Origin of the sequence: Sphingomonas sp. (assembly GCF_048594985.1) — a bacterium.
Taxonomy (GTDB): Bacteria; Pseudomonadota; Alphaproteobacteria; order Sphingomonadales; family Sphingomonadaceae; genus Sphingomonas_I.
In genome coordinates this window covers 1-23,610 of sequence record NZ_JBMDXG010000062.1, presented here as the reverse complement: position 1 = coordinate 23,610, position 23,610 = coordinate 1, and the positions used below count along the sequence as shown (strand labels likewise).

28 protein-coding genes are annotated in these 23,610 nt (G+C 67.5%); 11 read left to right on the top strand and 17 right to left on the bottom strand.

Features of this window, described 5'->3' with window-relative positions; genetic code table 11:
- The coding region (locus ACOJSF_RS02340) for a diacylglycerol/lipid kinase family protein (protein WP_420140629.1) at window positions 1–558 on the top strand (558 nt) is incomplete at its 5' end.
- Entirely contained in the window at window positions 558–746 is a 189-nt protein-coding gene (locus ACOJSF_RS02335) for a DUF4169 family protein (RefSeq protein WP_420140628.1), read from the top strand. The genes ACOJSF_RS02340 and ACOJSF_RS02335, both read left to right, overlap by 1 nt.
- Here the strand turns inward: ACOJSF_RS02335 and ACOJSF_RS02330 are convergent.
- The 4 genes from ACOJSF_RS02330 to ACOJSF_RS02315 are packed head-to-tail and all read right to left on the bottom strand — an operon-like array spanning window position 743 to window position 4,420.
- Window positions 743–1,993 carry an N-succinylarginine dihydrolase gene (locus ACOJSF_RS02330; protein WP_420140627.1) on the bottom strand — a complete coding sequence of 417 codons (1,251 nt, stop codon included), beginning with the start codon at window positions 1,991–1,993 and terminating at the stop codon, window positions 743–745. The two genes, ACOJSF_RS02335 and ACOJSF_RS02330, sit on opposite strands and share 4 nt — an antisense overlap.
- Window positions 1,993–3,006, bottom strand: coding sequence for an arginine N-succinyltransferase (locus ACOJSF_RS02325; protein ID WP_420140626.1), 1,014 nt, complete (start codon window positions 3,004–3,006; stop codon window positions 1,993–1,995). The genes ACOJSF_RS02330 and ACOJSF_RS02325 overlap by 1 nt, the downstream gene beginning before the upstream one ends.
- The gene (locus tag ACOJSF_RS02320; protein ID WP_420140625.1) at window positions 3,006–3,953 is read right to left on the bottom strand and encodes a DUF481 domain-containing protein; all 948 of its coding nucleotides are present in this window, start codon (window positions 3,951–3,953) and stop codon (window positions 3,006–3,008) included. The genes ACOJSF_RS02325 and ACOJSF_RS02320 overlap by 1 nt, the downstream gene beginning before the upstream one ends.
- Window positions 3,950–4,420 carry an RNA pyrophosphohydrolase gene (locus ACOJSF_RS02315; RefSeq protein WP_420140624.1) on the bottom strand — a complete coding sequence of 157 codons (471 nt, stop codon included), beginning with the start codon at window positions 4,418–4,420 and terminating at the stop codon, window positions 3,950–3,952. Before ACOJSF_RS02315 ends, ACOJSF_RS02320 begins: the two co-directional genes overlap by 4 nt.
- 190 nt (window positions 4,421–4,610) lie before the next feature.
- Between ACOJSF_RS02315 and ACOJSF_RS02310 the strand changes: the two genes are divergently transcribed.
- Entirely contained in the window at window positions 4,611–4,898 is a 288-nt protein-coding gene (locus ACOJSF_RS02310; protein ID WP_420140623.1) for a hypothetical protein, read from the top strand.
- 4 nt (window positions 4,899–4,902) lie between these two features.
- Here the strand turns inward: ACOJSF_RS02310 and ACOJSF_RS02305 are convergent, their stop codons facing one another.
- Window positions 4,903–5,616, bottom strand: coding sequence for an SDR family NAD(P)-dependent oxidoreductase (locus tag ACOJSF_RS02305; protein ID WP_420140622.1), 714 nt, complete (start codon window positions 5,614–5,616; stop codon window positions 4,903–4,905).
- A gap of 247 nt (window positions 5,617–5,863) precedes the next feature.
- Here ACOJSF_RS02305 and ACOJSF_RS02300 point away from each other — a divergent pair, with 247 nt between their 5' ends.
- Complete coding sequence (locus tag ACOJSF_RS02300; protein ID WP_420140621.1) at window positions 5,864–6,475, top strand: PEPxxWA-CTERM sorting domain-containing protein; 612 nt, start codon at window positions 5,864–5,866, stop codon at window positions 6,473–6,475.
- 245 nt (window positions 6,476–6,720) lie between these two features.
- Here the strand turns inward: ACOJSF_RS02300 and purF are convergent, their stop codons facing one another.
- Entirely contained in the window at window positions 6,721–8,178 is a 1,458-nt protein-coding gene (gene purF, locus ACOJSF_RS02295) for an amidophosphoribosyltransferase (RefSeq protein ID WP_420140620.1), read from the bottom strand.
- Between the two features lie 119 nt (window positions 8,179–8,297).
- On the opposite strand from purF, the gene hisI reads away from it, so the two are divergent.
- Window positions 8,298–8,660 (top strand): phosphoribosyl-AMP cyclohydrolase, encoded by a 363-nt coding sequence (gene hisI, locus ACOJSF_RS02290; protein WP_420140619.1) that lies wholly within the window; start codon window positions 8,298–8,300, stop codon window positions 8,658–8,660.
- 13 nt (window positions 8,661–8,673) lie between these two features.
- Here hisI and gshB read toward each other — a convergent pair whose 3' ends face one another.
- From gshB to rsmI, 3 genes are read right to left on the bottom strand one after another with little or no spacing between them, the layout of a single operon-like run.
- Window positions 8,674–9,630: a glutathione synthase gene (gshB, locus tag ACOJSF_RS02285; RefSeq protein ID WP_420140618.1), complete on the bottom strand. Its 957-nt coding sequence runs from the start codon at window positions 9,628–9,630 to the stop codon at window positions 8,674–8,676.
- A gap of 48 nt (window positions 9,631–9,678) precedes the next feature.
- A complete protein-coding gene (locus ACOJSF_RS02280; protein WP_420140617.1) occupies window positions 9,679–10,032 on the bottom strand; it encodes a YraN family protein in 354 nt (117 codons plus the stop codon).
- Window positions 10,029–10,874 carry a 16S rRNA (cytidine(1402)-2'-O)-methyltransferase gene (gene rsmI, locus ACOJSF_RS02275; protein ID WP_420140616.1) on the bottom strand — a complete coding sequence of 282 codons (846 nt, stop codon included), beginning with the start codon at window positions 10,872–10,874 and terminating at the stop codon, window positions 10,029–10,031. Before rsmI ends, ACOJSF_RS02280 begins: the two co-directional genes overlap by 4 nt.
- Window positions 10,875–10,923: 49 nt before the next feature.
- On the opposite strand from rsmI, the gene ACOJSF_RS02270 reads away from it, so the two are divergent.
- Entirely contained in the window at window positions 10,924–12,084 is a 1,161-nt protein-coding gene (locus ACOJSF_RS02270) for a penicillin-binding protein activator (RefSeq protein WP_420140615.1), read from the top strand.
- Here the strand turns inward: ACOJSF_RS02270 and hemW are convergent.
- From hemW to rph, 3 genes are read right to left on the bottom strand one after another with little or no spacing between them, the layout of a single operon-like run.
- Entirely contained in the window at window positions 12,081–13,220 is a 1,140-nt protein-coding gene (gene hemW / locus ACOJSF_RS02265) for a radical SAM family heme chaperone HemW (RefSeq protein ID WP_420140614.1), read from the bottom strand. The genes ACOJSF_RS02270 and hemW overlap by 4 nt on opposite strands.
- Before the next feature lie 16 nt (window positions 13,221–13,236).
- A complete protein-coding gene (gene rdgB / locus ACOJSF_RS02260) occupies window positions 13,237–13,872 on the bottom strand; it encodes an RdgB/HAM1 family non-canonical purine NTP pyrophosphatase (RefSeq protein WP_420140613.1) in 636 nt (211 codons plus the stop codon).
- 8 nt (window positions 13,873–13,880) lie between these two features.
- Window positions 13,881–14,597: a ribonuclease PH gene (gene rph / locus ACOJSF_RS02255; RefSeq protein ID WP_420140612.1), complete on the bottom strand. Its 717-nt coding sequence runs from the start codon at window positions 14,595–14,597 to the stop codon at window positions 13,881–13,883.
- Between the two features lie 125 nt (window positions 14,598–14,722).
- Here rph and hrcA point away from each other — a divergent pair, with 125 nt between their 5' ends.
- Both hrcA and grpE read left to right on the top strand, forming a co-directional pair.
- On the top strand, window positions 14,723–15,760 hold the full coding sequence (gene hrcA / locus ACOJSF_RS02250) for a heat-inducible transcriptional repressor HrcA (RefSeq protein WP_420140611.1): 1,038 nt from the start codon (window positions 14,723–14,725) through the stop codon (window positions 15,758–15,760).
- The gene (grpE, locus tag ACOJSF_RS02245) at window positions 15,757–16,293 is read left to right on the top strand and encodes a nucleotide exchange factor GrpE (RefSeq protein ID WP_420140610.1); all 537 of its coding nucleotides are present in this window, start codon (window positions 15,757–15,759) and stop codon (window positions 16,291–16,293) included. The genes hrcA and grpE overlap by 4 nt, the downstream gene beginning before the upstream one ends.
- Window positions 16,294–16,350: 57 nt before the next feature.
- Here grpE and ACOJSF_RS02240 read toward each other — a convergent pair whose 3' ends face one another.
- Window positions 16,351–17,742, bottom strand: coding sequence for a M24 family metallopeptidase (locus ACOJSF_RS02240; RefSeq protein ID WP_420140609.1), 1,392 nt, complete (start codon window positions 17,740–17,742; stop codon window positions 16,351–16,353).
- 146 nt (window positions 17,743–17,888) lie between these two features.
- Here ACOJSF_RS02240 and ACOJSF_RS02235 point away from each other — a divergent pair, with 146 nt between their 5' ends.
- Window positions 17,889–18,500 carry an acyltransferase gene (locus tag ACOJSF_RS02235; protein ID WP_420140608.1) on the top strand — a complete coding sequence of 204 codons (612 nt, stop codon included), beginning with the start codon at window positions 17,889–17,891 and terminating at the stop codon, window positions 18,498–18,500.
- Here ACOJSF_RS02235 and ACOJSF_RS02230 read toward each other — a convergent pair.
- Window positions 18,497–18,895, bottom strand: a complete 399-nt coding sequence (locus ACOJSF_RS02230) for a vgr related protein (RefSeq protein WP_420140630.1) — start codon at window positions 18,893–18,895, stop codon at window positions 18,497–18,499. The genes ACOJSF_RS02235 and ACOJSF_RS02230 overlap by 4 nt on opposite strands.
- A 65-nt stretch (window positions 18,896–18,960) precedes the next feature.
- Window positions 18,961–19,404 (bottom strand): copper chaperone PCu(A)C, encoded by a 444-nt coding sequence (locus ACOJSF_RS02225; protein WP_420140607.1) that lies wholly within the window; start codon window positions 19,402–19,404, stop codon window positions 18,961–18,963.
- Between the two features lie 166 nt (window positions 19,405–19,570).
- Between ACOJSF_RS02225 and dnaK the strand changes: the two genes are divergently transcribed.
- A complete protein-coding gene (gene dnaK / locus ACOJSF_RS02220; RefSeq protein WP_420140606.1) occupies window positions 19,571–21,472 on the top strand; it encodes a molecular chaperone DnaK in 1,902 nt (633 codons plus the stop codon).
- Between the two features lie 58 nt (window positions 21,473–21,530).
- The gene (gene dnaJ / locus ACOJSF_RS02215; RefSeq protein ID WP_420140605.1) at window positions 21,531–22,664 is read left to right on the top strand and encodes a molecular chaperone DnaJ; all 1,134 of its coding nucleotides are present in this window, start codon (window positions 21,531–21,533) and stop codon (window positions 22,662–22,664) included.
- On the opposite strand, the gene ACOJSF_RS02210 is transcribed toward dnaJ, so the two are convergent.
- Together ACOJSF_RS02210 and ACOJSF_RS02205 are read right to left on the bottom strand one after the other, a co-directional pair.
- Window positions 22,661–23,008, bottom strand: a complete 348-nt coding sequence (locus tag ACOJSF_RS02210; protein WP_420140604.1) for an ArsR/SmtB family transcription factor — start codon at window positions 23,006–23,008, stop codon at window positions 22,661–22,663. The genes dnaJ and ACOJSF_RS02210 overlap by 4 nt on opposite strands.
- Window positions 23,005–23,487 carry an SRPBCC domain-containing protein gene (locus tag ACOJSF_RS02205; RefSeq protein WP_420140603.1) on the bottom strand — a complete coding sequence of 161 codons (483 nt, stop codon included), beginning with the start codon at window positions 23,485–23,487 and terminating at the stop codon, window positions 23,005–23,007. The genes ACOJSF_RS02210 and ACOJSF_RS02205 overlap by 4 nt, the downstream gene beginning before the upstream one ends.
- Window positions 23,488–23,610: the final 123 nt, after the last annotated feature.

Genomic DNA, 23,610 nt, shown 5'->3' with positions numbered 1-23,610 from the left:
GGCGCGGTCGATGTGATCGCACGCGGCCGACCGCACCGGATCGATCTGGGCATGATCGACGGCGATTATTTCGCCAATTGCGCGGCGATCGGCATCTCTCCCCTGATCGCGGAAAGTGTGCCGCACGGCCTGAAGAAATGGCTGGGACGTCCGGGATACCTGGCGTGGGCGGCGCTGCAGATGGCACGGTTCAAGCCCTTCGGTCTCACGGTCGAGGAGGAGGGCGGCGCCCGTCATACGCTGAACGCGCTGGAGGTGCGCATCGCCAACGGTCGCTTCCACGGCGGGACCGAGCTGGTCGATACGCATGTCGATGATGGAGAGATCGTGATCCAGGCGATCGAGGGGCGGGCGCGGACCAAGCTGCTCTGGAGCTGGGGGCTCAGCCTGATCGGCCCGGATCATGTGCGGGGCACGGTGCGCGAATTCCGGGGCGCGCGCTTCCGCATTGTGACCGATCCCCCGCTGCCGATCTCGATCGACGGCGAGGTGCTGGCGAAGACGCCGGTGACGGCCAGCATCGCGCGCCGCGTCGTGACATTGGCGGTGCCGCGCTGATGGCCGAGATCGTCAACCTGCGCCGGTTCCGGAAAGCGCGCGCACGCGATGCGGAGGCGACGATCGCCCAGGCCAATCGCGCGCTCCACGGCCGCACGCCGCAGGAACGGCAACGGGACAAGCTGGAGGCCGCGCGGCTGGAGCGCCAGATGGAGGGCAGCCGTCTGGAAAAGGGCGAAGACAGCTAGATCAGGGCGGTCAGATCGAGTTCGGCGAGCAGCGTCGCCCGCGCGCGTTCGATCGACACCCATAGATCCGGCGAGGCGAGCATGTCCGGATCGATCGAGTCGGGCCATGCGCGGTCGATCACGGCCGCAATCCGATCGAGCCTGCCGGCATCGACCAGGAACCGCGGATCGACGGTGGCGGGGTCGCACACCACGCGCAGCCGCAGGCAGGCGGGGCCGCCGCCATTGCGCATCGATTGGCGCACGTCGACGAGCTCGATCCGGCGGATGGGGCCGTTGCCCGCGACCATCCCCTCCAGCCAGCGCCAGACCGACGGGGTTTCGCGCGCTTCCGCCGGCAGGATCAGCGCCTGCTCGCCCGTCGGCAGCGTCACCAGCTGGGCGTTGAACAGATAGGACCGGATCGCGTCGGCCAGGGGCACGGCGGCGGCCGGCACCTCGACGATCGCGATCTCGGGCAGCAGCGCGCGCAGTTCCGCATAAAGCGCATGTGGGTCGGCGAAGGCCTGTTCGTGCGCGAACAGGGTCAGCCGATCCGCGACCGCGACGACATCGTTGTGGAAGGCGCCGGCAGCGATCGCCGCTTCCGATTGCGCGACGTGCAGCGTGCGCGCCGGATCGAGCCCATGCGCGCGCGCAACCGCGCGTCCCGCTTCGAGATGTTGCCGCACCGGATGGCCGCCGCCTGCAACGCCGTGGACGAAGATCTCGACGCCCGGCGCGTCATGGCTGGGGGCCAGCCGCATATGGTTGGCCGCGCCCTCGTCCCCGAATGGAGGCGGGATGGCGCGGTGCACCGCGAAGGCCGGGTGTGCGAAAGCGAGACGCAGCTGCGCGAGCGTTTCGGGCCATTCGTGGCTTCGGTGCGGCATCGTCTGCAGATTGGCGACCGTCAGGTGGCAGCGTCCGTCGGCCGTGTCGGATGCGGGGGATATGGTCGCGGCATTGGCGGCCCACATCGGCGATGCGGACAGCGCGGCGGCGCGCAGCCACGGATCGGCCTTTTCCGGATCAGCCGCCAGCGTCGCGAGCCAGGCGCGGTCGGGGCGGCGGTGGGGCGGGAGAATGCCCTGCGTCAGGCCCAGCGCCAGATTGGCGCGCATCTTCGCGATACCCTCCAGCGCCGCGGCGCGGGGATGCGAAACCTGCCCGGCATTGGCGCTCGCGGCGAGATTGCCGGGGCTCAGGCCAGCATAATTATGGCTGGGGCCGACGATGCCGTCGAAGTTGATCTCGACCAGGGCCATCAGCGCGCGACGTGCAGGATCGTATCGCCGACGCCCACGCCCAAAATGTCCGCAGAGATAGTATCCAGGCGGAGACGGCCGTCCTCGACCCCGACCTCTCCCAACGCTGCCCGGAAATCGTGCAGGCGTCCTGTCGAGACGAGGGCACGGGCGCCCCGCGCGCTGCCGATCGCATCGATAACGCCTTCTTCCGCATCGCGGATGGTGCGGACCGAGTCGGTGGGCGCACTCATGGTTGGGCCCCCATCGAAGATGTCGATATAGCCGTCTGCGGTGAAGCCCTCATGTTCCAGCATGCGCATCGCGGCCCGGCCGGTGGGGTGGGGGACGCCGATCGCCGCACGCGCGCTGTCGGGCAGCATGGCGAGATAGATGGGATGCTTGGGCATCAGATCGGCGATGAACTGGTGCCCGTTGATCGCATTGAAGGCGTCGGCCTCGCGAAAGCTCATGCCGAAGAAGGGCCCCGCCAGCCCGTCCCAGAAGGGCGCGGCGCCGGTTTCGTCGATCACGCCGCGCAGTTCGGCCAGCACCCGCTGGCAGAAGCGAGCGCGATGCTGGCGGATGAAGAGATAGCGGCTGCGCGCGAGCAGCAGGCCGAGCCCGCCGGCGCGGTAGCGCGGATGCAGGAACAGCCCGCCAACCTCCGACGATCCCTCGAGATCGGTGGTGAGCGTGAGCATTTCGGCGCGAAAACTGCGGCCGAGTTCCGCCGAATGCTGGGTCAGCACCCCGCGCCGGTATGAATAGAAGGGACGGCTGTCGCCCACGCGCGCCATGATCTGCGCGGTGCCGGCAATACGGCCCGCTTCCAGATCCTCGAGCATGAGGACGTACAGGTCGTCGCCGGGCGCGTCCTCGGTCATTGCGAAGGCCGCTTCCGACCGCCCGATCCGGGCGGCGAGCGCATCGCGATCGGGGGGGAGATTGGTGAAGCCGTTGCCCGCCAGCTTCGCCATTTCATACAGCGATTCGAGGTCGCCAGGACGGGCGGGGCGGATGAGCGCGCGCATCAGAAGGAATATACCAGAGTGGCGCGCGTGACCGTATCCAGTTTGTTGCCGCGCGTGCCCCCGTCCTGTTCATACTGGACGTTGTACGAGAAGCGGGCCTTGAGCGCCCCGATCAGGCGCGTGTCGATCGCCGTGGTCGACGCCGCGGTGGTGTCGTTGACCTCGACGAAGATGGCGGCATCCTGAGTCAGCGACAAAGTCGGGCTGAGCGTCAGCCGCGCCGATAACGAGGCGCGGGCGGCGATGGTCGTTTCCTGCCCGCCCTCGACCAGATCGGTACGCCGCAGTGCCGGGCCGCCTTCGATCTCGATCCTCCGACTGACGCCCGACGCCGCGACATAACCCATGCCCGCACCCAGTGTGCCACGATTGAGATAGCCGAGCGAACGGTCCCGCTCATACTGGACGAGGCCGTAGGAGTAGAGCGAGTCGTTCCATTTGTAGTTTGGCTGGTAAGCGGCGATCAGGCGCTCCGTCGTCGCGACGTCGTTCGTTTCCTGATAGTCCAGCCGTCCATTGAAACGCTGGCGCCAGCGCAGGCCGTCGCGGTTGAGCTTGGCGGAGGCGTAGATGCCCACCGTGCGCGTGCTGCCTGTCGACCGGCTGGCTCCGGCCTCCAGTTCGCCCTTCCAGATTTCGAAGAAGGTCGCGGCGGCGATGCGCGCTTCTTCGCGCAGCCGGTCGTCCCGGCGCGTGTTGGCGAGAACGGCGGCGTTGCCGGCGGCGAGCCGGTCGATCTCGACCGCCTGATCGGGGAAGGTGGCCTTGGCCACCCCGATCACCGCCTGGATCGTGGCGTCGTTGCCCGTGCGATAGGCCTGCGCGATCATCGCCGCGACGATATCGCCCGGCGCGATCGTCTGGGCCAGTGGGGCCTGCGCACCGGCCGACGCCGCGATCGGCGTCAGCAGGGCGAACACGCCCGTCAGGAGGCGTCCGGCCGTCATCCGATCAGGGGCGCGAATTCGGCCAGCACGTCGCAGTAGAGTTGCCGCTTGAAGGGCACGATCATCTCGGGAAGCTGGCCAGGTTCGGCCCACTTCCAGCTCCTGAATTCGGGGTGCGGCGTGGCGAGATCGATCTCCTCGTCGCGGCCGAGATAGCGACACAGGAACCAGGTCTGCCGCTGGCCGCGGTAGCGTCCCTTCCACAGCTTGCCGACCAGATCGGGGGGGAGGTCATAATCGAAGGTACGCGACGATGCGGCGACCACCTCGACACGTGTCGGCGGGATGCCCGTCTCTTCCTCCAGCTCGCGCAACGCGCCCGCGCGCGCATCCTCCCCCGGATCGAGCCCGCCCTGCGGCATCTGCCACGCCTCCAGCGTGCTGTCGATTCGTTGGCCGACGAAGACCTGGCCGGCGGTGTTGAGCAGCATGATGCCGGCGGCGGGGCGGTAGGGCAGATGGTCCATCACGCTTTCCCGTTCCACGACATGGGCATGTTGATCAAGATTGCGTTCGGGCGGACAGCCTTATTATGCAGCCGATATGTCCGGAGCCGACGCATGAAATCCGCCTCGCTAGCCGCCCTGTTTCTCTGCGTTGTCGCGCAGGAGGGGTGGGCGCAGCAACCCGCCGCGCCGGCCACGCCGGATCGAGGGGATGTCCGATGCCGGCAACGCGGTATTCGCACGGGCGCAGGCCGCGTCCGATCCGGAGCTTGCCGCACTGGTGCGGCAGCAGCGGCTGGTGCGCGATCAATTGAACGCCGCGTCGCTCGCGGCGACGGTCGATCTCGCGCGGATCGAGGAGCTGCTGCGTCGGTCGGAAGAGGTGCAGGGTCACATCCGGACGCGGAACAACGACCGGATGCTCGCCGTACTGCGCGATCTGCCCGAGGGCGATCGCGCGGCTTTCCTGCGCGGCGTGCTGAAATCGGCCGCCCGCTGACGGCTTATCCATCGACCCGCATGCGATGCCCGGTCGGGAAGTCCGACGACAACAGGCCGGCGATCGCTTCTCCCACGACGTCGGGCTGCTTCAGCGTGGCAGGGTCTTCGCCCGGATAGGCGTCCGTCCGCATCGCGGTGGCCGTCGCACCGGGATCGACGATCGCCACGCGAAGCTGGCCAAGGTCACGCATCTCGTCGGCATAAGCGAGGATGAGCGTTTCGAGCGCTGCCTTGGACGCCCCATAGCCACCCCAATAAGCGCGTGGCGCGCGGCCGACGCTCGACGTGAGGGCAACCAGCCGCGGGGCTGCACTCTGGCGCAGCCAGGGATCGAAGGCGGCGATGAGCGCCTGGTTCGCGCCGACGTTCAGCGTGAGCAAGCGGGAAAATTCCTTCGCGTCGATCGAAGGGACCGGGCACAGCGTTCCGAGGATCGCGGCGTTCAGTACCATCATGTCGAGGAGGCCCCAGCGCTCTCCGACCGCCGTCGCAAGCCGCCCGATCGAATCGCCGTCGGCCAGATCGAGCGGCGCGATCGTGGCGCTGCCGCCCGCTTGATAAATCGCCTCCTCGGTCTGCTCCAGTCCGCCCGGCGTCCTGGCCACGAGCAGGACGTGCGCGCCGCGTGCGCCCAGCGCGATGGCCGTGGCGGCGCCGATGCCCCGACTGGCTCCGGTGACGAGCGCGATACGATTGGCGAAGGGGCGATCGGTCATGTCCGACCCTTACCGGATTGTAGGCCCATGGGAAGCGGACGCGAGGTATCGCCCTTCGGGATACAGCGCGGCGAGACAGAAACGAATTCAACGCTCAACTTGACGCGAAGGTGCGATGCGGCTGCGACGAGATGATGAAAACACTATTGTATGGTTAATCCTCGTTAATTTCTATTTCGCAACCGCGAGAACCGGTGTAGGGGACGAATCACGGTCGCCTCCCTGGCCGTGGACAAGAGGGGTCTTTATGCTCAAACTCGCGTCTGCCGCGATCATCGCTGCTGGCATCGCCAGCACGGCTCAAGCGGCTACCATTGCGCCGGGCACTGCCAGCATCGGCTTCACCACGGGCTTCACCGTAAGCCCGAGCGTGTTCTCGGCTTCGAACGCCTTCGTCACGGTGTCGAACACCACGGGTGGTCTGACGACCGCTCCGTCGGCGCCGTTCCCGTTCGCCTTCGGCACGTTCAACGGCTCGCTCAGCTTCACGCAGGTGGTTGGTGACACCATCCTGCAATCGCTGCCGTCGCTGCTGTCGTTCGGTGGGATCACCTTCTCGGCTGGCTCGGTTACGACGCTGGCTTACTCCAGCACGCCGGGTGTCAGCACCTCGGGTTCGCTCTATCTTCTGGGCGTGATCTCGCAGGCTGGCTTCGAGGATACGGGCGCCTCGCTGACGCTCAGCTTCAACAGCACAGGCGGTTCGGCCTACTCGGCTTCGGCTACGCTGGCGACTCCGCCGTCGGCCCTGCCGGGTGGCGTTCCGGAGCCGGCCACGTGGGCGATGATGCTCGCGGGCTTCGGCGCGGCCGGCTACGCGCTGCGTCGCCGTCGTACGGTTGCCGTCTCCTTCTCGTAATCGGATCTTCCGGTTTCAGGACGCCGTCGGGACGAGAGTCCCGGCGGCGTTTTGGCGTTCAGGGCTTGGAACGTCGTAATGGTGCGCCGCCGTAATCGGCATCGGCACGCAAAGGCACCTCATCTTGGCGCGGGGCCGATAACCTGACAGAAGCGTCCTGATCACGCTTCACGACTTTACGCCAGGCTGGATCGACTTCGATCCGCCCGCATCTCATCCAAAATTCAGAAAGTTGAGGCCGGCGTTCAGGCCGGAACGCGTTCTTCGAGGATCAGCTGATCCTGCCCCTGGCTATCGTCATGGTCGGTGAGGAGTGTCGGATAATCGCCCGTGAAGCAGGCGTCGCAATGGCTCGGCGTCTGTGCGACGCGGCCGCGCTCGCCGAGCGCGCGATACAGGCCATCGACCGAGATGAAGGCGAGGCTGTCGGCATTGATGAACGCCGCCATCTCCTCGACCGACATCCGCGCCGCCAGCAGCTTTCCGCGCTCGGGCGTATCGACGCCATAGAAGCAGCTATGCCGCGTCGGCGGCGACGCGATGCGCATATGCACCTCGCTCGCGCCAGCATCGCGCAACATCTGCACGATCTTCACGCTGGTCGTGCCGCGCACGATCGAATCGTCGATCAGGACGATCTTCTTTCCCTGCAGCAGCGCGCGATTGGCGTTATGCTTCAGCTTCACCCCCAGATGGCGGATATTGTCCGCCGGCTGGATGAAGGTGCGGCCGACATAGTGCGAGCGGATGATGCCGAGCTCGAACGGCACACCGCTTTCCTGCGCGTAGCCGATCGCCGCCGGCACGCCCGAGTCGGGAACGGGGATGACGTAATCGGCATCGACCCCGGCCTCGCGCGCCAATTCGGCTCCGATCTGCTTGCGTACCGAATAGACCGAGGTGCCGTCGACCACCGAGTCCGGGCGCGAGAAGTAGACATGCTCGAACACGCACGGGCGCGGCCGCACCGGCGCGAACGGGCGGATCGAACGGACGAGCGTGTCGGACACGATCACGATCTCGCCCGGATCGACCTGCCGTACGAACTCCGCGCCCACGACATCGAGCGCCACCGTCTCCGACGCGAAGATCGTGGCGTCGCCGAGCTTGCCCATCACCAGCGGACGGATGCCGAGCGGGTCGCGACAGGCGATCATGCCCTCGGGCGTCATGCAGATCAGCGCATAGGCGCCCTCGATCCGCCGCAGCGCATCGATGAAGCGATCGATCAGTGTCGGGTAGGTCGAGGTCGCGACGAGATGGATGATCGTCTCGGTATCGCTGGTCGACTGGAAGATCGATCCGCGCCGCACCAGTTCGCGTTTGAGATGCATCGCGTTCGAGAGATTGCCGTTATGCGCCACGGCGAAGCCGCCCCCGGCGAGTTCGGCGAATAGCGGCTGGACGTTGCGGATCGCGGTCTCGCCGGTCGTCGAATAGCGGACATGGCCGCACGCGACGCTGCCCGGCAGGCTGCGTATGATCTCGTCACGGTCGAAATTGCCGGCGACATGCCCCATCGCGCGGTGGCTGTGGAACAGGTGGTCGTCCCACGACGTGATGCCCGCCGCCTCCTGCCCGCGATGCTGGAGGGCGTGCAGGCCGAGCGCGACGATCGCCGCCGCCGACTCCGCGCCGTGGACCCCGAAGATGCCGCACTCTTCGCGCAGCTTGTCGTCGTCGAAAGGATTTGTGGTGAGCATCTCAGCCCTGCTGCCGCCGCTTGGGCGCGCATATAGGCAGGCAGTCCGCGTTTGTCGCCCCCTGTGACGGATCGATGACGACAATTTCCCGATCACGCGCAACCAGATATGGACGCGACATGGCAGATCCGCGCGAATCCGGCACCGAACTCCAGCCTCGATGGGACGAAAAGGGCCTCGTCACCGCCGTCGTCACCGATCGGAAGAGCGGCATGCCGCTGATGGTGGCGCATATGAACGCCGAGGCGCTCGACCGGACGATGGCGCCGGGCGAGGCGTGGTTCTGGTCACGCTCGCGCGGGCGGCTGTGGAAGAAGGGCGAGACGTCGGGCAATGTGCTGACGGTCGTCGCGCTGCGGATCGACTGCGACCAGGACGCGATCTGGATCGAGGCCGATCCGGCGGGCCCTGCCTGCCACACCGGTGCGCGGACCTGCTTCTACCGGCGGATCGAGGACCGCGCGCTGGTCCGCGACGCGTAAGGCAGGGGCGTGCTCAGGCGCCCAGCGCCGTGAACCGCCGCTCGATTGCGTCCCAGATGCGGCCCGACGTATCGGTTCCGTTGAAGGCGTCGATCGCGACGATCCCGGTCGGCGAGGTGACGTTGATCTCGGTCAGGTAGCCGGCGATCACGTCGATCCCGACGAAGACCAGCCCGCGCCGCGCCAGTTCGGGCCCGATCTTCGCGCAGATTTCCAGTTCGCGCGGGGTGAGTTCGGTTGCCGCGCCCTTGCCGCCGACCGCCAGGTTCGACCGGATCTCGCCCTCCTTGGGCAGGCGGTTGACGCCGCCCGCCGGCTCGCCGTCGACCAGCACGATCCTCTTGTCGCCCTTCGCGACGTCGGGAAGGAAGGCCTGGACCATGAAGGGCTCGCGCCAGACCTGCCCGAACAATTCGGTGAGCGCGGCCAGGTTCGCGTCTTTCTTCCCGACGTGGAACACGGCTGACCCCGCATTGCCGTAGAGCGGTTTGACCACGACCTCGCCATGTTCGGCATGGAAGGCGCGCGCATCCTCCAGCCGCCGCGTGATCAGCGTCGGGGGCATGAATTCGGCATAATCGAGCACGAACAGCTTTTCGGGCGCGTTGCGCACCGAAGCGGGATCGTTGACCACCAACGTCCGGTGCTGGATCCGTTCCAGCAGATGCGTCGCGGTGATGTAGGCGAGGTCGAACGGCGGATCCTGGCGCATCAGGATCACGTCAATGTCCTCGGCAAGGTCGAGGATGCGTGGCTCGCCCCCCCGGAAATGGTCGCCGACGACGCGCTGCACCGTCACGGGGCGGGCCGGCGCGGTCAGGCGGCCGTCGCGGTAGGACAGGTCGCCCGCAGCGTAATGGAACAGGCTGTGGCCGCGCGCCTGCGCCGCCAGCATCAGCGCGAAGGTCGAGTCCCCGGCGATGTTGATCGTCTCGATCGGATCCATCTGGACCGCGACGCGCAGGCTCATGCATTTTCTCCTTTGCCGATGCGCAGCTAGGGGCTCGACCCGCGCTTGTCACCCGATCCAGGCATTCTCGATATGGCGGAGCAAACGGCCCGGCGCGATCAGGATCACGTCGATCCGCATGTCGTCGCCTGCCTCCAGATAGCGCGGCGCAAGCACCTCCGCCGCCGCCGCGACGCGGGCGAGGCGGCGCTGGTCGATCGCGAAGTCCAGTTCGGCATCGGTGGCGCGGCGTTTCACTTCCACGAAAGCGACCAGGCTGGCCTTGCGCGCGATCAGGTCGACCTCGCCCGCCGGCGTGCGGACGCGGCGGGCCAGGATCCGCCAGCCTTTGAGCCGCAGCCACCATGCGGCCGCGCTTTCGCCGACCCGGCCCGCGCGCTCGGCCCGGCGGCGATCCCTCACGCTTTCAGCGCCAGAGCGCGGGCGTAGAGATCGCGCTTTTGCAGCCCGGTCGCCTTGGCCACCTCCGCCGCCGCCTTGGCGGCGGGCAGGCGGGCCAGCGCTTCGGCGAGCAGATCGTCGGCGTCTGCCAGTGAGGGCCCAGCCTCGATCCCCGGCGGCCCCACCACGATCACGATCTCGCCCTTCGGACCTGCCTCGGCATACCGCGCCGCGAGATTGGCGAGGATGCCCGTGACAGTCTCCTCGAATTTCTTGCTGACTTCGCGTGCGACCGCCGCCTCGCGCTCGCCGAGCACCTCCGCCAGCGCGGCAAGGGTTGCGCCGAGGCGTGGCCCCGATTCGTAGAGGATCAGGGTCGCGCGCACGCCCGCCACCTCCGCGATCGCCTCCGCCCTTGCCTTGGCCTTGGCCGGCAGGACGCCGAGGAACAGGAAACGGTCGGTCGGAAGCCCCGCCAGCGTCAGCGCGGCGATGGCGGCGCAGGGGCCGGGCAGGGTGGTGACCGCGCGCCCTGCCGCACGTGCGTCGCGCACCAGCTTGAAGCCGGGGTCGGAAATGAGCGGCGTGCCCGCGTCGGAGACGAGCGCGACCGCCTCGCGCGCCATCCGCTCGATCAGGCCCGGCCGGACGCGATCGGCGTTATGGTCGTGATACGGCAGCATCGGCCGCTTCACGCCGATATGGCCGAGCAGCTTGGCGGTGACCCGGCTGTCCTCCACCGCGATCACGTCGGCGCGCGCCAATATGTCGGCGGCGCGCGGACTGAGGTCGGACAAGTTGCCGATCGGGGTGGCGACGATGTAGAGGCCGGGCGACAGGCGTTCGCTTTCGGGCGATGACATGGGAGAGAGCATGGCAGAGGCAGGCACCCGGCGGCAATCGGGGGCGTACGTGCGCCGGTCGATTATCCGCGCTTCCGGTGCGGTGCTCGCGCTGCTGGCGGCGTCCTGCTCGACGCTCGTCCCGCGATCGGGCGCGCCGGCCCCGACCCAGGCGCCCCCGCCGCCCGTGGCGGAAACGCGGCCGGGCAGCCAGGGTGGGCTGCCGACCGACACCGCTCGCCACCGCGTCGCTCTGCTGGTGCCGCTCAGCGGCCCTAATGCGGCGGTGGGCCAGTCGATCGCCAATGCGGCGGCGCTGGCGCTGGTCGACACCAAGAGCACCGACATCCGCGTCACCAATTACGACACAGCCGGGGGCGCTGCCGAGGCCGCGCGGCGCGCCTTTGCGGACGGCAACCGCGTCGTGCTCGGGCCGCTGCTGAGCGATGACGTGAGCGCGGTCGCCCCGGTCGCGGCGGGCGTGCGCGTGCCGGTCATCGCCTTCTCCAACGACGCCGCCGTCGCTGGTTCCAACGTGTGGTTGCTCGGCTTCTCGCCCACGCAGTCGATCGACCGGGTGGTGAGCTATGCCCACAGCCGGGGCGCGACGCGCTTCGCCGGGCTGATCCCAAGCGGCCAATATGGCCGCAACGCATCGAGCGCGCTGATCCGCGCGGCCGAAAGCGCCGGCGGCAGCGTCGTCGCAATTCAGAATTACGAGCGCACGCCCAAGTCGATCGCGACCGCGGTGACCGCGCTGTCGAAGCGGGACTTCGACGCGGTGCTGATCGCCGACAGCGGCCGGATCGCGATCGCCTCCGCCCCCGCCTTGCGGAAAGCGAAACCGGGCGCGCGTATCCTCGGCACCGAATTGTGGAATGCCGAGCCGTCGCTCAACGCCGCGCCGTCGATGACCGGGGCCTGGTATGCCAGCGTCGAGGATACGCTCTTCACCCAGTTCGCGACGCGCTATCGCGCGCGGTACAATCGGACGCCCTACCGGCTTGCAACGCTCGGCTATGATGCCGTCCTGCTGACCGCGCGGATCGCGCGCGAGTGGAAGCCCGGCGACTTCTTTCCCCAGCAGAAGCTGGAGGACGACGGCGGGTTTGCGGGGGTCGACGGGGCGTTCCGCTTCGGGAAGGGGCACATCGCCGAGCGGGCCCTGGCGGTTCACCAGATCGGGCAGGGCGGCCGATCGATCGTCTCGCCCGCGCCGAAGGGCTTCTAGGCGGCGATTTCGCCAAGGATCGCGTCGAGCAGCAGCATTCCGGCGGGGGTCAGGCGCAGCCGGTCGGGGGTGCGGCCGATCAAACCGTGGGCCGACAGCGTATCGACCGCGCGGGGATCGACCGCCGGCGCGACCGTCCGCCAGTCCACGCCTTCCTCAAGCCGCAATCCCATCACCAGCGCCTCGCGCGCCTGGGTCAGTGGGTCGAGCGCTTCGTCCTCGCTGATGCCATGGCCCTGCCCGGCAATGCCGGCGAGCCAGTTTTCGGGCTTGCGCGCGCGGATCGTGGCATGACCCCGGCGCCGGCCATGCGCGCCGGGCCCGACGCCCAGATAATCGCCGTAGCGCCAGTAAGTCAGGTTGTGCCGGCTCTCCTCGCCCGGCCGGGCATGGTTCGATACCTCATAGGCGGGAAGGCCGGCGGCGGCGGTCATCTCGCGTGTCAGTTCGAACAAGGTGGCGGCATGATCGGGGTCGACCGCCGCGAGTTCACCCCGCGCCGCCATCGTGGCGAAGCGCGTCCCGGGCTCGATCGTGAGCTGGTAGAGCGACAGATGTCCGGTCCCAAAGCCGAGAGCCCGATCCAGCTCGGCGCGCCATGCCTCTTCGGACTGGTCCGGTCGGGCATAGATCAGGTCGAAGCTCACGCGCGCGAAGGTCCGCTGCGCGACATCGAGTGCCGCAAGCCCCTCGGCCACGCCGTGCGCGCGACCGAGAAAGCGGAGCGCATCGTCATCCAGCGCCTGCAGCCCAAGGCTCACCCGGTTGATGCCCGCTGCCGCAAGATCGGCGAAACGTGCCGCCTCGACCGAAGAGGGATTGGCTTCGAGCGTGACCTCGATACCCGGCGCGAAGCCCCAGTGCCGCCCGGCCGCCGTAAGCAAGGCAGCAACGGTCGCGGGGGGCATCAGCGAAGGCGTACCCCCGCCGAAGAAGATCGAGGTCAGTGGGCGGCGCGGGGCGACCGACGCCTCATATGCGAGATCGGTCAGCAGCGCGCCGCGCCACGCATCCTGATCGACCCGATCGCGAACGTGGCTGTTGAAGTCGCAATAAGGGCATTTGGAAACGCAGAACGGCCAGTGGATGTAGAGCGCGAGCGGCGCAGCCGCGTCCGCCGGGACAATGCCGTTCATCGCCGTTCGAGGCCGATCAGAAAACGGCGGCGACCAGCTTGCGGAAGGCGTCCGCGCGGTGGCTGATCCGTTTCTTCTCCTCGGCCGGCAGCTCGGCATAGGTTTGATCGGAGCCCAAGGGCACGAAGACGGGATCGAAGCCGAACCCGATCGTGCCGCGGGGTGGCCAGGTCAGCGAGCCTTCCGCGCGTCCATCGAAGCTTTCGACATGCCCATCGGGCCAACAGAGCGATAGGACGCAGACGAAATGCGCATCGCGGCCCGCCTCCGGCCCCCTGGCCTGCAGCGCGTCCTCGACCTTGCGCATGGCCAGCGCCCAGTCGCGGCCTGTCGGCGTCTCCGCCCAGTCGGCGGTATAGACGCCGGGATCGCCGCCGAGCGCGTCGACGCAAAGCCCGCTGTCGTCGGCCAGCGCGACCATGCCCGACAGATCGGCGGAGAAACGCGCCTTCAATTCGGCATTGGCGATGAAGCTGGTGCCGGTCTCTACCGGCTCGGGAATGCCGAGCGAGGCGGCCGAGACCGGCTCGATCCCATAGGGTTCGAGCAGCGCGCGGATCTCGCGCACCTTGCCCTCATTGTGGCTGGCGATGACAAGCTTGCCGGGGGCAAGCTTGCGGTGCGGAATGGCCGGCGGCTCGTCGTCGATCAATGCGATGCTCAGCGCCCGGTTGCCTTCAGCTGCGCGTCGAAGATCCGGCCGCAGCCGATCCGCGCCAGTCGGAGCAGGCGGAGCAATGCTTCCTCGTCATAAGTGGCGCCCTCGGCCGTCGCCTGCGCCTCGGCGATGTTGCCATCCGACAGGAGTACGAAATTGGCGTCGGCATGCGCCGTGCTGTCTTCCGCATAATCGAGATCGAGCACGGGCGTCCCTTCCCAGATCCCACATGACACCGCCGCCACCTGGGCGCGGATCGGATCGGTGGTAAGCAGCCCCTGGCTCAACAGGCCGTCGACCGCGATGCGCAGCGCGACCCATGCGCCCGAGATCGCGGCGGTGCGCGTGCCGCCGTCGGCCTGGATGACGTCGCAGTCGAGCGTGATCTGCCGTTCGCCGAGCGCGGTGAGATCGGTGATCGCGCGCAGCGAGCGGCCGATCAGGCGCTGGATTTCCTGCGTGCGGCCCGATTGCTTGCCCTTCGCCGCCTCGCGGCTGCCGCGCGTATGCGTCGCGCGGGGCAGCATGCCATATTCGGCGGTGACCCAGCCCTGGCCCTTGCCGCGCAGGAAGGGCGGCACCTTCTCCTCGACCGAGGCGGTGACGAGCACCTGCGTATCGCCGAACGCGATCAGGCACGATCCCTCGGCATGGCGGGTGAAGCGGGGTGTGATGGTGATCGCCCGCATCTCATCGGGGGCGCGGCCGCTGGGGCGCATGGCAGTCCTTTTCGGTTAGAGCGTGGTGGTCCAGTGGCGCTCGACAGCAACGTCATATCCGTTGGCGAAGGGCACCGACAGCTGTCCTGTTGAGCGGGATCGTCTCTCCTCCTATCTGTCCGGACGTGACCCGCCAACCCGTTTCCGAACTGTCGGCCCGTGCCCGCGACGTGTTCCGGATGGTGGTCGAGGGCTATCTGGAAACCGGCGCCCCGGTCGGCAGCCGCACGCTTTCGCGCTTCGGTGGGCTCAACCTCTCACCCGCGTCGATCCGCAACGTCATGCAGGATCTGGAGGAGATGGGGCTGCTGGCCGCGCCGCACACCTCGGCGGGGCGGATGCCGACCGAAAGCGGGCTGCGGCTGTTCGTCGACGCGATGATGCAGACCGCGGAGCCGTCGGAGCAGGAGCGCGCGGCGATCGAGGCGCAGGCGAGGGGGCCGGTCGAGGAGGCGCTCGCCGCGACCAGCCACGTCCTGTCGGGTCTGTCCGCGTGCGCCGGTCTCGTGCTCGTTCCTCGCGGCGAGCCGGTGCTGCGCCACTTGTCGTTCGTGCCCCTCAGCCACGGCCAGGCGGTGGCGGTGCTGGTCGGCGCCGACGGATCGGTCGAGAATCGGGTGGTCGAACTGCCATCGGGCGTCGGACCGGCGACGCTGATGGAGGCGGCCAATTATGTCAGCGCGCGGCTGAACGGGCTCACGCTTGGCGAGGCCCAGGCGACGTTGGCTGATGAGATCGCACGCGGGCGTTCGGCGCTCGATGAGGCGGCGCAGGGGCTGGTGCGGCGTGGGCTCGCCATCTGGTCGGAGGACGGCGCGCGCCGACCGGTCATGATCGTGCGCGGCGCGGCCAACCTGCTCGACGGCGCGGCGGCCGAGGATCTCGACCGCGTCCGCCAGTTGCTCGAGGAGATCGAGGGCAAGGAGGAGATTGCCCGCCTGCTCGACAGCGCGCGCGGCGCACGGGCGATGAAGATCTTCATCGGTTCGGAGAACAAGCTGTTCGCGCTGTCGGGATCGTCGGTCATCGCCGCGCCCTACCATGGCGCCGACGGCCGCGTGGTCGGTGTGGTGGGGGTTATCGGCCCGACCCGGTTGAACTATGCGCGGGTTGTTCCCATGGTGGATTTCACCGCTCACACGCTGACGAGATTGATGGCATGACCGACGAAACGACCGCGTCCGAAGACCTTCGCGAAGAGACCGCCGCCAAGGCGCCGGAACTGGCCGAACATGATGCCGCCGAAGAGCTGAGGGCCGAGGTCGAGGATCTGCGCAAGCAGCTTCTCTACGCGCAGGCCGAGACCCAGAATGTCCGCCGCCGCATGGAAAAGGATGCCGCCGACGCGCGTGCCTACGCGGCGACGGGCTTCGCGCGCGACATCCTTTCGGTCGCGGACAATCTGGCCCGCGCGCTCGCGGCCATTCCTGCCGCCATGCGCGAGGACGAGGGCACCAAGAGCCTTGTCGCCGGCATCGAGATGACGGTCCGCGAGCTGGACAATGTGTTCCAGCGCAACGGCATCGCGAAAATCGAGAGTGTCGGGCAGAAGCTCGATCCCAACCGCCACCAGGCGATGGTCGAACTGCCGAGCGATGCCGAACCCGGCACGATCGTGCAGGAGATGCAGGCCGGATACATGATCAAGGATCGGCTGCTGCGCCCCGCGCTGGTGGGTGTCGCCAAGGCAGGCTGATCGGGCGATTGCCCGGTACGGCGGGACGCCCGGATTGCCCGTGCGCCCCGCTCCCCGTCAGATCTTGATGAAGGACCATTCCTCCGAATAGGGCAGCCGCGACATCTGCAGCGACGGCCCGCTCTCGCGCACGACGAAGGTGTCGGAGAAATTGGCGCCGGTGCCGGTTTCCGGATCGAACAGGCCCGGTTCGACCGAAAAGCACATGCCCGTGTCCAGCACGGTATGGTCGCCGAGCGCGAGATAGGGCGGCTGGTGCCCCTCCATCCCCGAACCGTGCGCGGGCCGGTGATAGATGTACTTCTGCATGCCCTGGTCGATCTGCATCTTGTGGATCGCATAGGCCACGTCGGAGCAAAGCGTGCCCTTGCGTGACAGATCCTTCTGCATCACGCAGCCGTCGCGCGCCGTCCGCCATACCTTCTCCATATGGCCGGTGCGCGGCGCGATCATGTAGGGGCGGTAGAGTTCGCCGCCATAGCCGCCGATGCGGATGCCGCCCGCGACCTGGAACGCCTTTCCGCGCTCGATCTTGTTGTAGAAGAACTGGTTGGGATGCGGGTAGCCGGTGGCCTGACCGATCCGGCACTTCACCCCGACCGAGATGCCAACTGCATTGTGCGGCTTGCCGTCGCGCTTGATGTCCTTGAGGACCAGCTGGGTCCCGAAATCCTGCGCCAGATTGCCGATCTCGTAATCGGTAAGGTCGGTGCCGTAGGTCATGATCAGGTCGCGCGCGAAGGCGTGGATCTGATCGAAATAGGTATAAGCGCGACGCATCAGCGCCAATTCCTGCGGCGTCTTGCGCTGGCGCATGAACATGCAGTCGTTGGCGACCGAGATCATCGGCTGGCCCAGCACCTCGACCACCGTCTTCTGGCGCGAGGGGACGAGCTCGCGGTCGACGGCCAGCTTCTTTCCGGCGAACCCGCGCTTCTTGACCCCCTCGAGCAGCCACGCCCACAGGTCGCGGGTCGGACCTTTGACGAGCTTGCCCTCCTGCGGCATCGCGCCGGCGACATCGAGCCAGTCGAAATACATCTCGCCATCGTCATACCACCAGGTCTGGATCAGGTCGCGGTCGAGCGCCGGATAGAACCACACCGGACTCGTGCCTTTGGTCGGGATGAAGCAGTGGATCATCCGCTCGGTCGTGGTGTGGAACAGGCCGGTGAAATAGATGATGTTCCACTGGTCAGTAAGGACCACGCCTTCGACGCCCGCGCGCGCGAGGCGCGCCTGAAGCGTCTGCATCCGCTCCTTGTAGAAGCTCAGCGGCAGCCGGTCGAACGTGCCGGGTTCCAGGTCGTCCTTGGGAATGAAGAGCTTGGCGGATTCCGCGCCGGTCGGGAGTACCCGATCCCTCGATTGTGCGCCCGCCGGCACGGACAATGCCGCCCCCGCCGCAACCATGCCCGCACTGCCAACGAACGTCCGTCTATTCAGCATCACGTCCTCCCCCGATTCGTATACCGAATATCGTATACTGAATTTCGGAGTGTCAAGAAATGAAGGGGCGATCCATGTTACAAAGTGTATGCCGTTCAGCTGACTGAGGGCTCCTCGAATCGCCGTCCGTTCGCTACCGTTTCGACATGGTAATGGGACTCGTCCGTCGCTGGGTACGCCAGCGCGCTTTTCGCACCGGCAAGGGGGTCGGCCTCTTCCGGCGGCTCTGTCGACCGTCCGCCGCCGAATATGCGACCTTCCTATCGCGGCATGGGGGCTTCGTTTCGATCGGCAAGGGGTGCAGCATCCTGCCGTCCACGCTCTTCACGGATCCCGCTTATACGCGGATCGGCAACAACGTGCATTTCGCCAGCTGCTCGATCATCGGCCATGACGGATCCGCCGGCATGATCGAGGCGGCGCTGGGCGAACCGCTCGATGGGACGGGCAAGGTCGATATCCGCGACAATGTCTTCATCGGCCACCAGGCGATCATCCTGCCCGGCGTTACGATCGGGCCGAACGCGATCGTGGCGGCCGGCGCGGTCGTGAACCGGGACGTTCCCCCCCACGCCGTCGTGGGCGGCGTGCCGGCGCGCCAGATCGGGACATTCGACGAGGTCTACGCCAAGCGACGGGCTGAGACGGAGGCTTTGCCGTGGGCCGACCTGATCCGCCAGCGGCGCTCCTATCACGATCCGTCGCTGGAGCCCCGGTTGCGGGCGGCGCGACAGGCGTACTTCTTCCCTGACGCCTAGGCCGACCGCATATCGTCGAGGAGCGTGGCCAGCTCGGGCATCGGCAGGCCCTGCCGCCCGGCGATGAACGCATGCTCGACCATGGTCGCCTGCTGCTCGATCCCGTAGCGCGCGAACGGCTTGCCGGGCACCAGGCGGTAGCCGTAGCGGCAGAAGGGGTGGCGGCGGAGGGGCAGGAATAGGCCGCGCTGGTGCTGCCAGACATGCGTCAGTTCATGTGCCAGCAGCGCCTGCAGTCGCAGCGGGGCGGTGGCGAAGTCGTCCCGCCACAGCCCGTCCGTCGGATGGAACCAGATATGGCCGTCGGGCGCCATCACCACGTTGCGGGGCTGGAACGGCCACCATTTCGCGCGGTGCAGGCGGACACGATCGGGGTCGAGCGCGTCGCCGAACATCTCGCTCGCCAGCTCGCGTTCGCCCGGCGTCAGCGGGCGGCCGGGATCGCGTTGCCAGCGGCCGATCAATAGGGGGCGTCTTCGCCCGCCGCGACGGTCTTCGCCTCGGCCTCGACGGTCTTGCCGCTGGCGAAGCCGAAGCGGAGCGGCACCGCCGTGCCGTGGACGATCGCGGGGTCGAGCCCGTAAAGCATCGCATGCCGCCCCCCGGGCGTGAAGCGCAGCGCAGCGCCGGCCGGCACCTTGACCTCCGCCAAAGGCTGCATCGTGGTCATGCCGTGGCCACCGGCCATGCTGGCGTGCAGGTCGATCCGTGACGTAAGCGCGCTCGCCACTTGGACGAGCGTTTCGTCGCCGCGCCCGCCCGTCAGGGTGAAATAGGCGGCGGCGGGCTGCCCGGCCACGGCCGGAAGGCGCACCCATGCCTGCGCGACCGTGGGGCTTTCCGGCGCCCGCGCACAGGCACCGATCAACAAAATGGGGGCGAGCAAGGCGATCCTGGGGGTCATAGGAGCCTCCTAATCGTTTCCGGCCGCCGAAAACAGCATCGGTACACCTTCTTGCGGGCTCGTTCCGCCTCCCTATATCGCCATCGCAATCTGTCGTCGGAAGGATAGGCGCCTGCCTGTGAGGGGGCGTGCCGACGGCGCCGAACGGGGTAGCAAGAGGAATACAATGGCCAAAGTCATCGGCATCGATCTGGGCACGACCAACAGCTGCGTCGCCGTCATGGAAGGCGGCAAGCCCAAGGTGATCGAAAATGCGGAAGGCGCGCGCACGACGCCCTCCATCGTCGCCTTCGCCAAGGATGGGGAGCGCCTGATCGGGCAGCCGGCCAAGCGCCAGGCGGTGACCAACCCCGACAACACCATCTTCGCGGTCAAGCGGCTGATCGGTCGCCGGTTCGACGATCCGGTGACGAAGAAGGATACCGAGCTGGTCCCCTATCACATCGTGCGGGGCCAGAATGGCGACGCGTGGGTCCAGGCGGGCGGCAAGGATTATTCGCCGTCGCAGATCTCAGCCTTCACGCTCCAGAAGATGAAGGAGACCGCCGAGGCCTATCTCGGCGAGACCGTGACGCAGGCGGTGATTACCGTTCCGGCCTACTTCAACGACGCGCAGCGCCAGGCGACCAAGGACGCCGGCCAGATCGCGGGTCTTGAGGTGTTGCGCATCATCAACGAGCCGACGGCGGCCGCGCTCGCCTACGGCCTCGACAAGGACACCAACAAGACGATCGCGGTCTATGACCTCGGCGGCGGCACGTTCGACGTGTCGGTGCTGGAAATCGGCGACGGCGTGTTCGAGGTGAAGTCCACCAACGGCGACACCTTCCTGGGTGGTGAGGATTTCGACGCCAAGCTGGTCGAATATCTGGCGAGCGATTTCCAGAAGGCCGAGGGCATCGACCTGACCAAGGACCGCCTCGCGCTCCAGCGGCTCAAGGAAGCCGCCGAGAAGGCGAAGATCGAGCTGTCGTCGGCGCAGACGACCGAGGTCAACCTGCCCTTCATCACCGCCGACGCAACGGGGCCGAAGCACCTCGTCAAGTCGATCAGCCGCACCGACCTGGAGCGTCTTGTCGAGGATCTGATCAAGCGCACGATCGAGCCGATGAAGCGCGCGCTCGCCGACGCCGGTCTCAAGGCCGACGCGATCGACGAGGTCGTGCTGGTCGGCGGCATGACGCGCATGCCCAAGGTGCGCGAGGCGGTGAAGCAGTTCTTCGGCAAGGAGCCGCACACCGGCGTCAATCCTGACGAGGTGGTGGCGATCGGCGCGGCGGTACAGGCCGGCGTGCTCCAGGGCGACGTCAAGGACGTGCTGCTGCTCGACGTGACGCCGCTGTCGCTGGGCATCGAGACGCTGGGCGGGATCATGACCAAGATGATCGACCGCAACACGACGATCCCGACGAAGAAGTCGCAGACCTATTCGACCGCCGACGACAATCAGAACGCCGTCACTATCCGCGTCTTCCAGGGCGAGCGCGAAATGGCGGCCGACAACAAGCTGCTCGGCCAGTTCGACCTGATTGGGATCCCGCCGGCCCCGCGCGGCGTGCCGCAGATCGAGGTGACGTTCGACATCGACGCGAACGGCATCGTCAATGTGTCCGCCAAGGACAAGGGGACGGGCAAGGAGCAGCAGATCAAGATTCAGGCGTCGGGCGGCCTGAACGACGCGGACATCGAAAAGATGGTCCGCGATGCCGAGCAGTTCGCGGAAGAGGACAAGAAGCGGCGCGCTTCGGCCGAGGCCAAGAACAATGCCGAAAGCCTGGTTCATTCGACCGAGAGCCAGCTCCGCGAGCATGGCGACAAGGTCGACGCGGGCCTCAAGTCCGAGATCGAGAGCGCGATCGTCGCCGTGCGCGGCGCGATCGACAGCAACGATCCCGACCAGATGACCGAGAAGACGCAGGCGCTGGCGCAGGTCGCGATGAAGCTCGGCCAGGCGATCTACGAACAGCAGCAGGCGGCCGGCGGCGACTCCCCCGATGCGCAGGCCGAGGCCAAGCCGGCCGAGGATGTGGTCGACGCCGAATTCTCGGAAGTCGAAGACAATAAGTAAGCGGTGCTAAGCGGCTCCTTCCCGTCTGCGGGGAGGAGCCTTCGCTTTTGGAATATCGATGGCTGACACCGACTATTACGAATTGCTTCAGGTCGAACGGACGGCCGACGACAAGTCGATCAAGACGGCGTACCGCCGGCTGGCGATGGAATGCCATCCGGATCGCAATCCGGGCTGCAAGGTTTCCGAGGAGCGGTTCAAGCAGATCAGCGAAGCCTATGACTGCCTGAAAGATCCGCAAAAGCGCGCGGCCTATGATCGCTTCGGCCATGCCGCGTTTCGCCAAGGCGGCGGGGGCGGTGGCGGCGGCTTTCACGGCCAGGCCGGCTTCGAAGGCTTCTCCGATATCTTCGAGAATATCTTCGGCGAGTTCATGGGCGGCGGCCGCCAGCGTGGCGGATCGTCGGTCCAGCGCGGCGCCGACCTGCGCTACGACATGGAGATCAGCCTCGAGGAGGCGTTCCATGGCGCGGCGAAGGAGATCCGGGTTGACGTCGCCGCGCAGTGCGACAGCTGCGAGGGTACCGGCGCCAAGCCGGGGACGGCCGCGCGGGGCTGCCCGACCTGTCAGGGGCATGGCAAGGTGCGCGCGCAGCAGGGCTTCTTCGTGGTCGAACGCACCTGCCCGACCTGCCACGGTCGCGGCGAGGTGATCGCCGAGCCATGCGGCGAATGCCGCGGCGAGGGACGCGTCGAGCGGTCGAAGACGCTTCAGGTCAACATCCCGCGCGGTGTCGACGAAGGCACGCGCATCCGCATGACGGGCGAGGGCGAGGCCGGCGCGCGCGGCGGGCCGGCGGGCGATCTCTATATTTTCCTCCACGTCCGGCAGCATGCGCTGTTCCAGCGCGACGGCACGACGCTGTTCGCGCGCGCGCCGATCAGCTTCACGACCGCCTCGCTCGGCGGATCGATCACCGTGCCGGGGCTCGACGGAACATCGCACGAACTGCGTATCCCCGCGGGCATCCAGTCGGGCAAGCAGCTTCGCCAGCGCGGCGCGGGCATGCCGGTGCTGAACGGACGCGGGCAGGGCGACCTCGTGATCCAGATCGAGGTCGAGACGCCCACCAAGCTGACCGCGCGCCAGCGTGAGCTGCTCGAGGAGTTCCGTGCGACCGAGACGGGCGAGGAATGCCCTGAATCGAGTGGCTTCTTCTCGCGCCTCAAGGGGATGCTGGGGGCGGATTAAGGCGAGCTGGGTTCGTCCCGGTTCAGCATCGCCTCCAACCTGTCCAATCGCTGATCCCATTGCGTTCGGCGCGCGTCCGCCCACACGGACAGCGCCCGCAGGCCATCGTCTTCCAGGCGGCATGTGCGGACCCGCCCGGTTTTCTCGCTCGTCACCAATCCGCTGTCCGTCAGGATGCGGACGTGCTGGGCGACGGCCGTGACCGTGATGCCGAGCGGACCCGCGAGCGCGCTGACCGATGTCGGCCCTTCCGCCAGCCGATCGACGATGCGACGACGCGTGGCGTCACCCAGCGCGTCGAGGATCTTCTCCATATCCGGACCGGGGGAGGGCGTGCCCGTCACGGGTCGGTCGTCACCACACCGGCCAGCCGGTCGAGCAGGTCGCGCCATCCCTGTTCGCGGATGACAGGGCCGTCGGCGCCGGGCAGGAAAGCGCCCTGGAAGGTCAGGATCAGGTCCGTGCCGCCGTCATTTGCGGCCAGAAACTCGACCGTGACGAGCGCGTGCGAGATGCAATGATCGCCGAAGCGCATGCTGGAATTCCAGATGATCCGCTGCACGGGCACGACGTCCAGGACGGTGTCGGCATTGCTGATGACGGCGCCGGCGAAGGCGGTACCCTCGCGGAAGCGATACCGCAGCCGCTCGACGGCGCCGGGTTCCAGCGAGGCAGTGAATTCCTCCACCTCGTGTTGATCACCTTCCGCGAACCAGCGGCGCTTGAGGTCCGGGTCCGCGAATGCCTCGTACACGCGGGCCGGCGGGGCATTCAGATGCCGTTCCAGCACCAGGGTGCTGTGGGTGACGCTACGCTCGGTCATGGCAACCTCCAACGCTGAAGTGAATGATTCAGTATCGGACGTTGCGGTAAAACTCAAGCCGTCACTTCACTGTCGCGGGGGCCGGGTGTGGGGTCCTGGGCGAGGCCCGGTGCGCGCCGCCGC

Excerpts from the sequence above, each read along its gene's own strand:
- ACOJSF_RS02335 (WP_420140628.1), top strand. The coding sequence starts at position 558 with ATGGCCGAGATCGTCAACCTGCGCCGGTTCCGGAAAGCGCGCGCACGC.
- gshB (WP_420140618.1), bottom strand. The coding sequence starts at position 9,630 with ATGAGCCTGCGCGTCGCGGTCCAGATGGATCCGATCGAGACGATCAAC.
- ACOJSF_RS02325 (WP_420140626.1), bottom strand. The coding sequence starts at position 3,006 with ATGCGCGCGCTCATCCGCCCCGCCCGTCCTGGCGACCTCGAATCGCTG.
- hisI (WP_420140619.1), top strand. The coding sequence starts at position 8,298 with ATGGCAGATCCGCGCGAATCCGGCACCGAACTCCAGCCTCGATGGGAC.
- ACOJSF_RS02330 (WP_420140627.1), bottom strand. The coding sequence starts at position 1,993 with ATGGCCCTGGTCGAGATCAACTTCGACGGCATCGTCGGCCCCAGCCAT.
- ACOJSF_RS02310 (WP_420140623.1), top strand. The coding sequence starts at position 4,611 with ATGTCCGATGCCGGCAACGCGGTATTCGCACGGGCGCAGGCCGCGTCC.
- ACOJSF_RS02230 (WP_420140630.1), bottom strand. The coding sequence starts at position 18,895 with ATGTTCGGCGACGCGCTCGACCCCGATCGTGTCCGCCTGCACCGCGCG.
- hemW (WP_420140614.1), bottom strand. The coding sequence starts at position 13,220 with ATGAACGGCATTGTCCCGGCGGACGCGGCTGCGCCGCTCGCGCTCTAC.
- ACOJSF_RS02240 (WP_420140609.1), bottom strand. The coding sequence starts at position 17,742 with ATGCTGAATAGACGGACGTTCGTTGGCAGTGCGGGCATGGTTGCGGCG.
- ACOJSF_RS02225 (WP_420140607.1), bottom strand. The coding sequence starts at position 19,404 with ATGACCCCCAGGATCGCCTTGCTCGCCCCCATTTTGTTGATCGGTGCC.
- ACOJSF_RS02320 (WP_420140625.1), bottom strand. The coding sequence starts at position 3,953 with ATGACGGCCGGACGCCTCCTGACGGGCGTGTTCGCCCTGCTGACGCCG.
- ACOJSF_RS02300 (WP_420140621.1), top strand. The coding sequence starts at position 5,864 with ATGCTCAAACTCGCGTCTGCCGCGATCATCGCTGCTGGCATCGCCAGC.
- grpE (WP_420140610.1), top strand. The coding sequence starts at position 15,757 with ATGACCGACGAAACGACCGCGTCCGAAGACCTTCGCGAAGAGACCGCC.
- ACOJSF_RS02315 (WP_420140624.1), bottom strand. The coding sequence starts at position 4,420 with ATGGACCATCTGCCCTACCGCCCCGCCGCCGGCATCATGCTGCTCAAC.
- dnaK (WP_420140606.1), top strand. The coding sequence starts at position 19,571 with ATGGCCAAAGTCATCGGCATCGATCTGGGCACGACCAACAGCTGCGTC.
- ACOJSF_RS02235 (WP_420140608.1), top strand. The coding sequence starts at position 17,889 with ATGGTAATGGGACTCGTCCGTCGCTGGGTACGCCAGCGCGCTTTTCGC.
- rph (WP_420140612.1), bottom strand. The coding sequence starts at position 14,597 with ATGCGCCCCAGCGGCCGCGCCCCCGATGAGATGCGGGCGATCACCATC.
- purF (WP_420140620.1), bottom strand. The coding sequence starts at position 8,178 with ATGCTCACCACAAATCCTTTCGACGACGACAAGCTGCGCGAAGAGTGC.
- ACOJSF_RS02205 (WP_420140603.1), bottom strand. The coding sequence starts at position 23,487 with ATGACCGAGCGTAGCGTCACCCACAGCACCCTGGTGCTGGAACGGCAT.
- rsmI (WP_420140616.1), bottom strand. The coding sequence starts at position 10,874 with ATGTCATCGCCCGAAAGCGAACGCCTGTCGCCCGGCCTCTACATCGTC.
- dnaJ (WP_420140605.1), top strand. The coding sequence starts at position 21,531 with ATGGCTGACACCGACTATTACGAATTGCTTCAGGTCGAACGGACGGCC.
- ACOJSF_RS02305 (WP_420140622.1), bottom strand. The coding sequence starts at position 5,616 with ATGACCGATCGCCCCTTCGCCAATCGTATCGCGCTCGTCACCGGAGCC.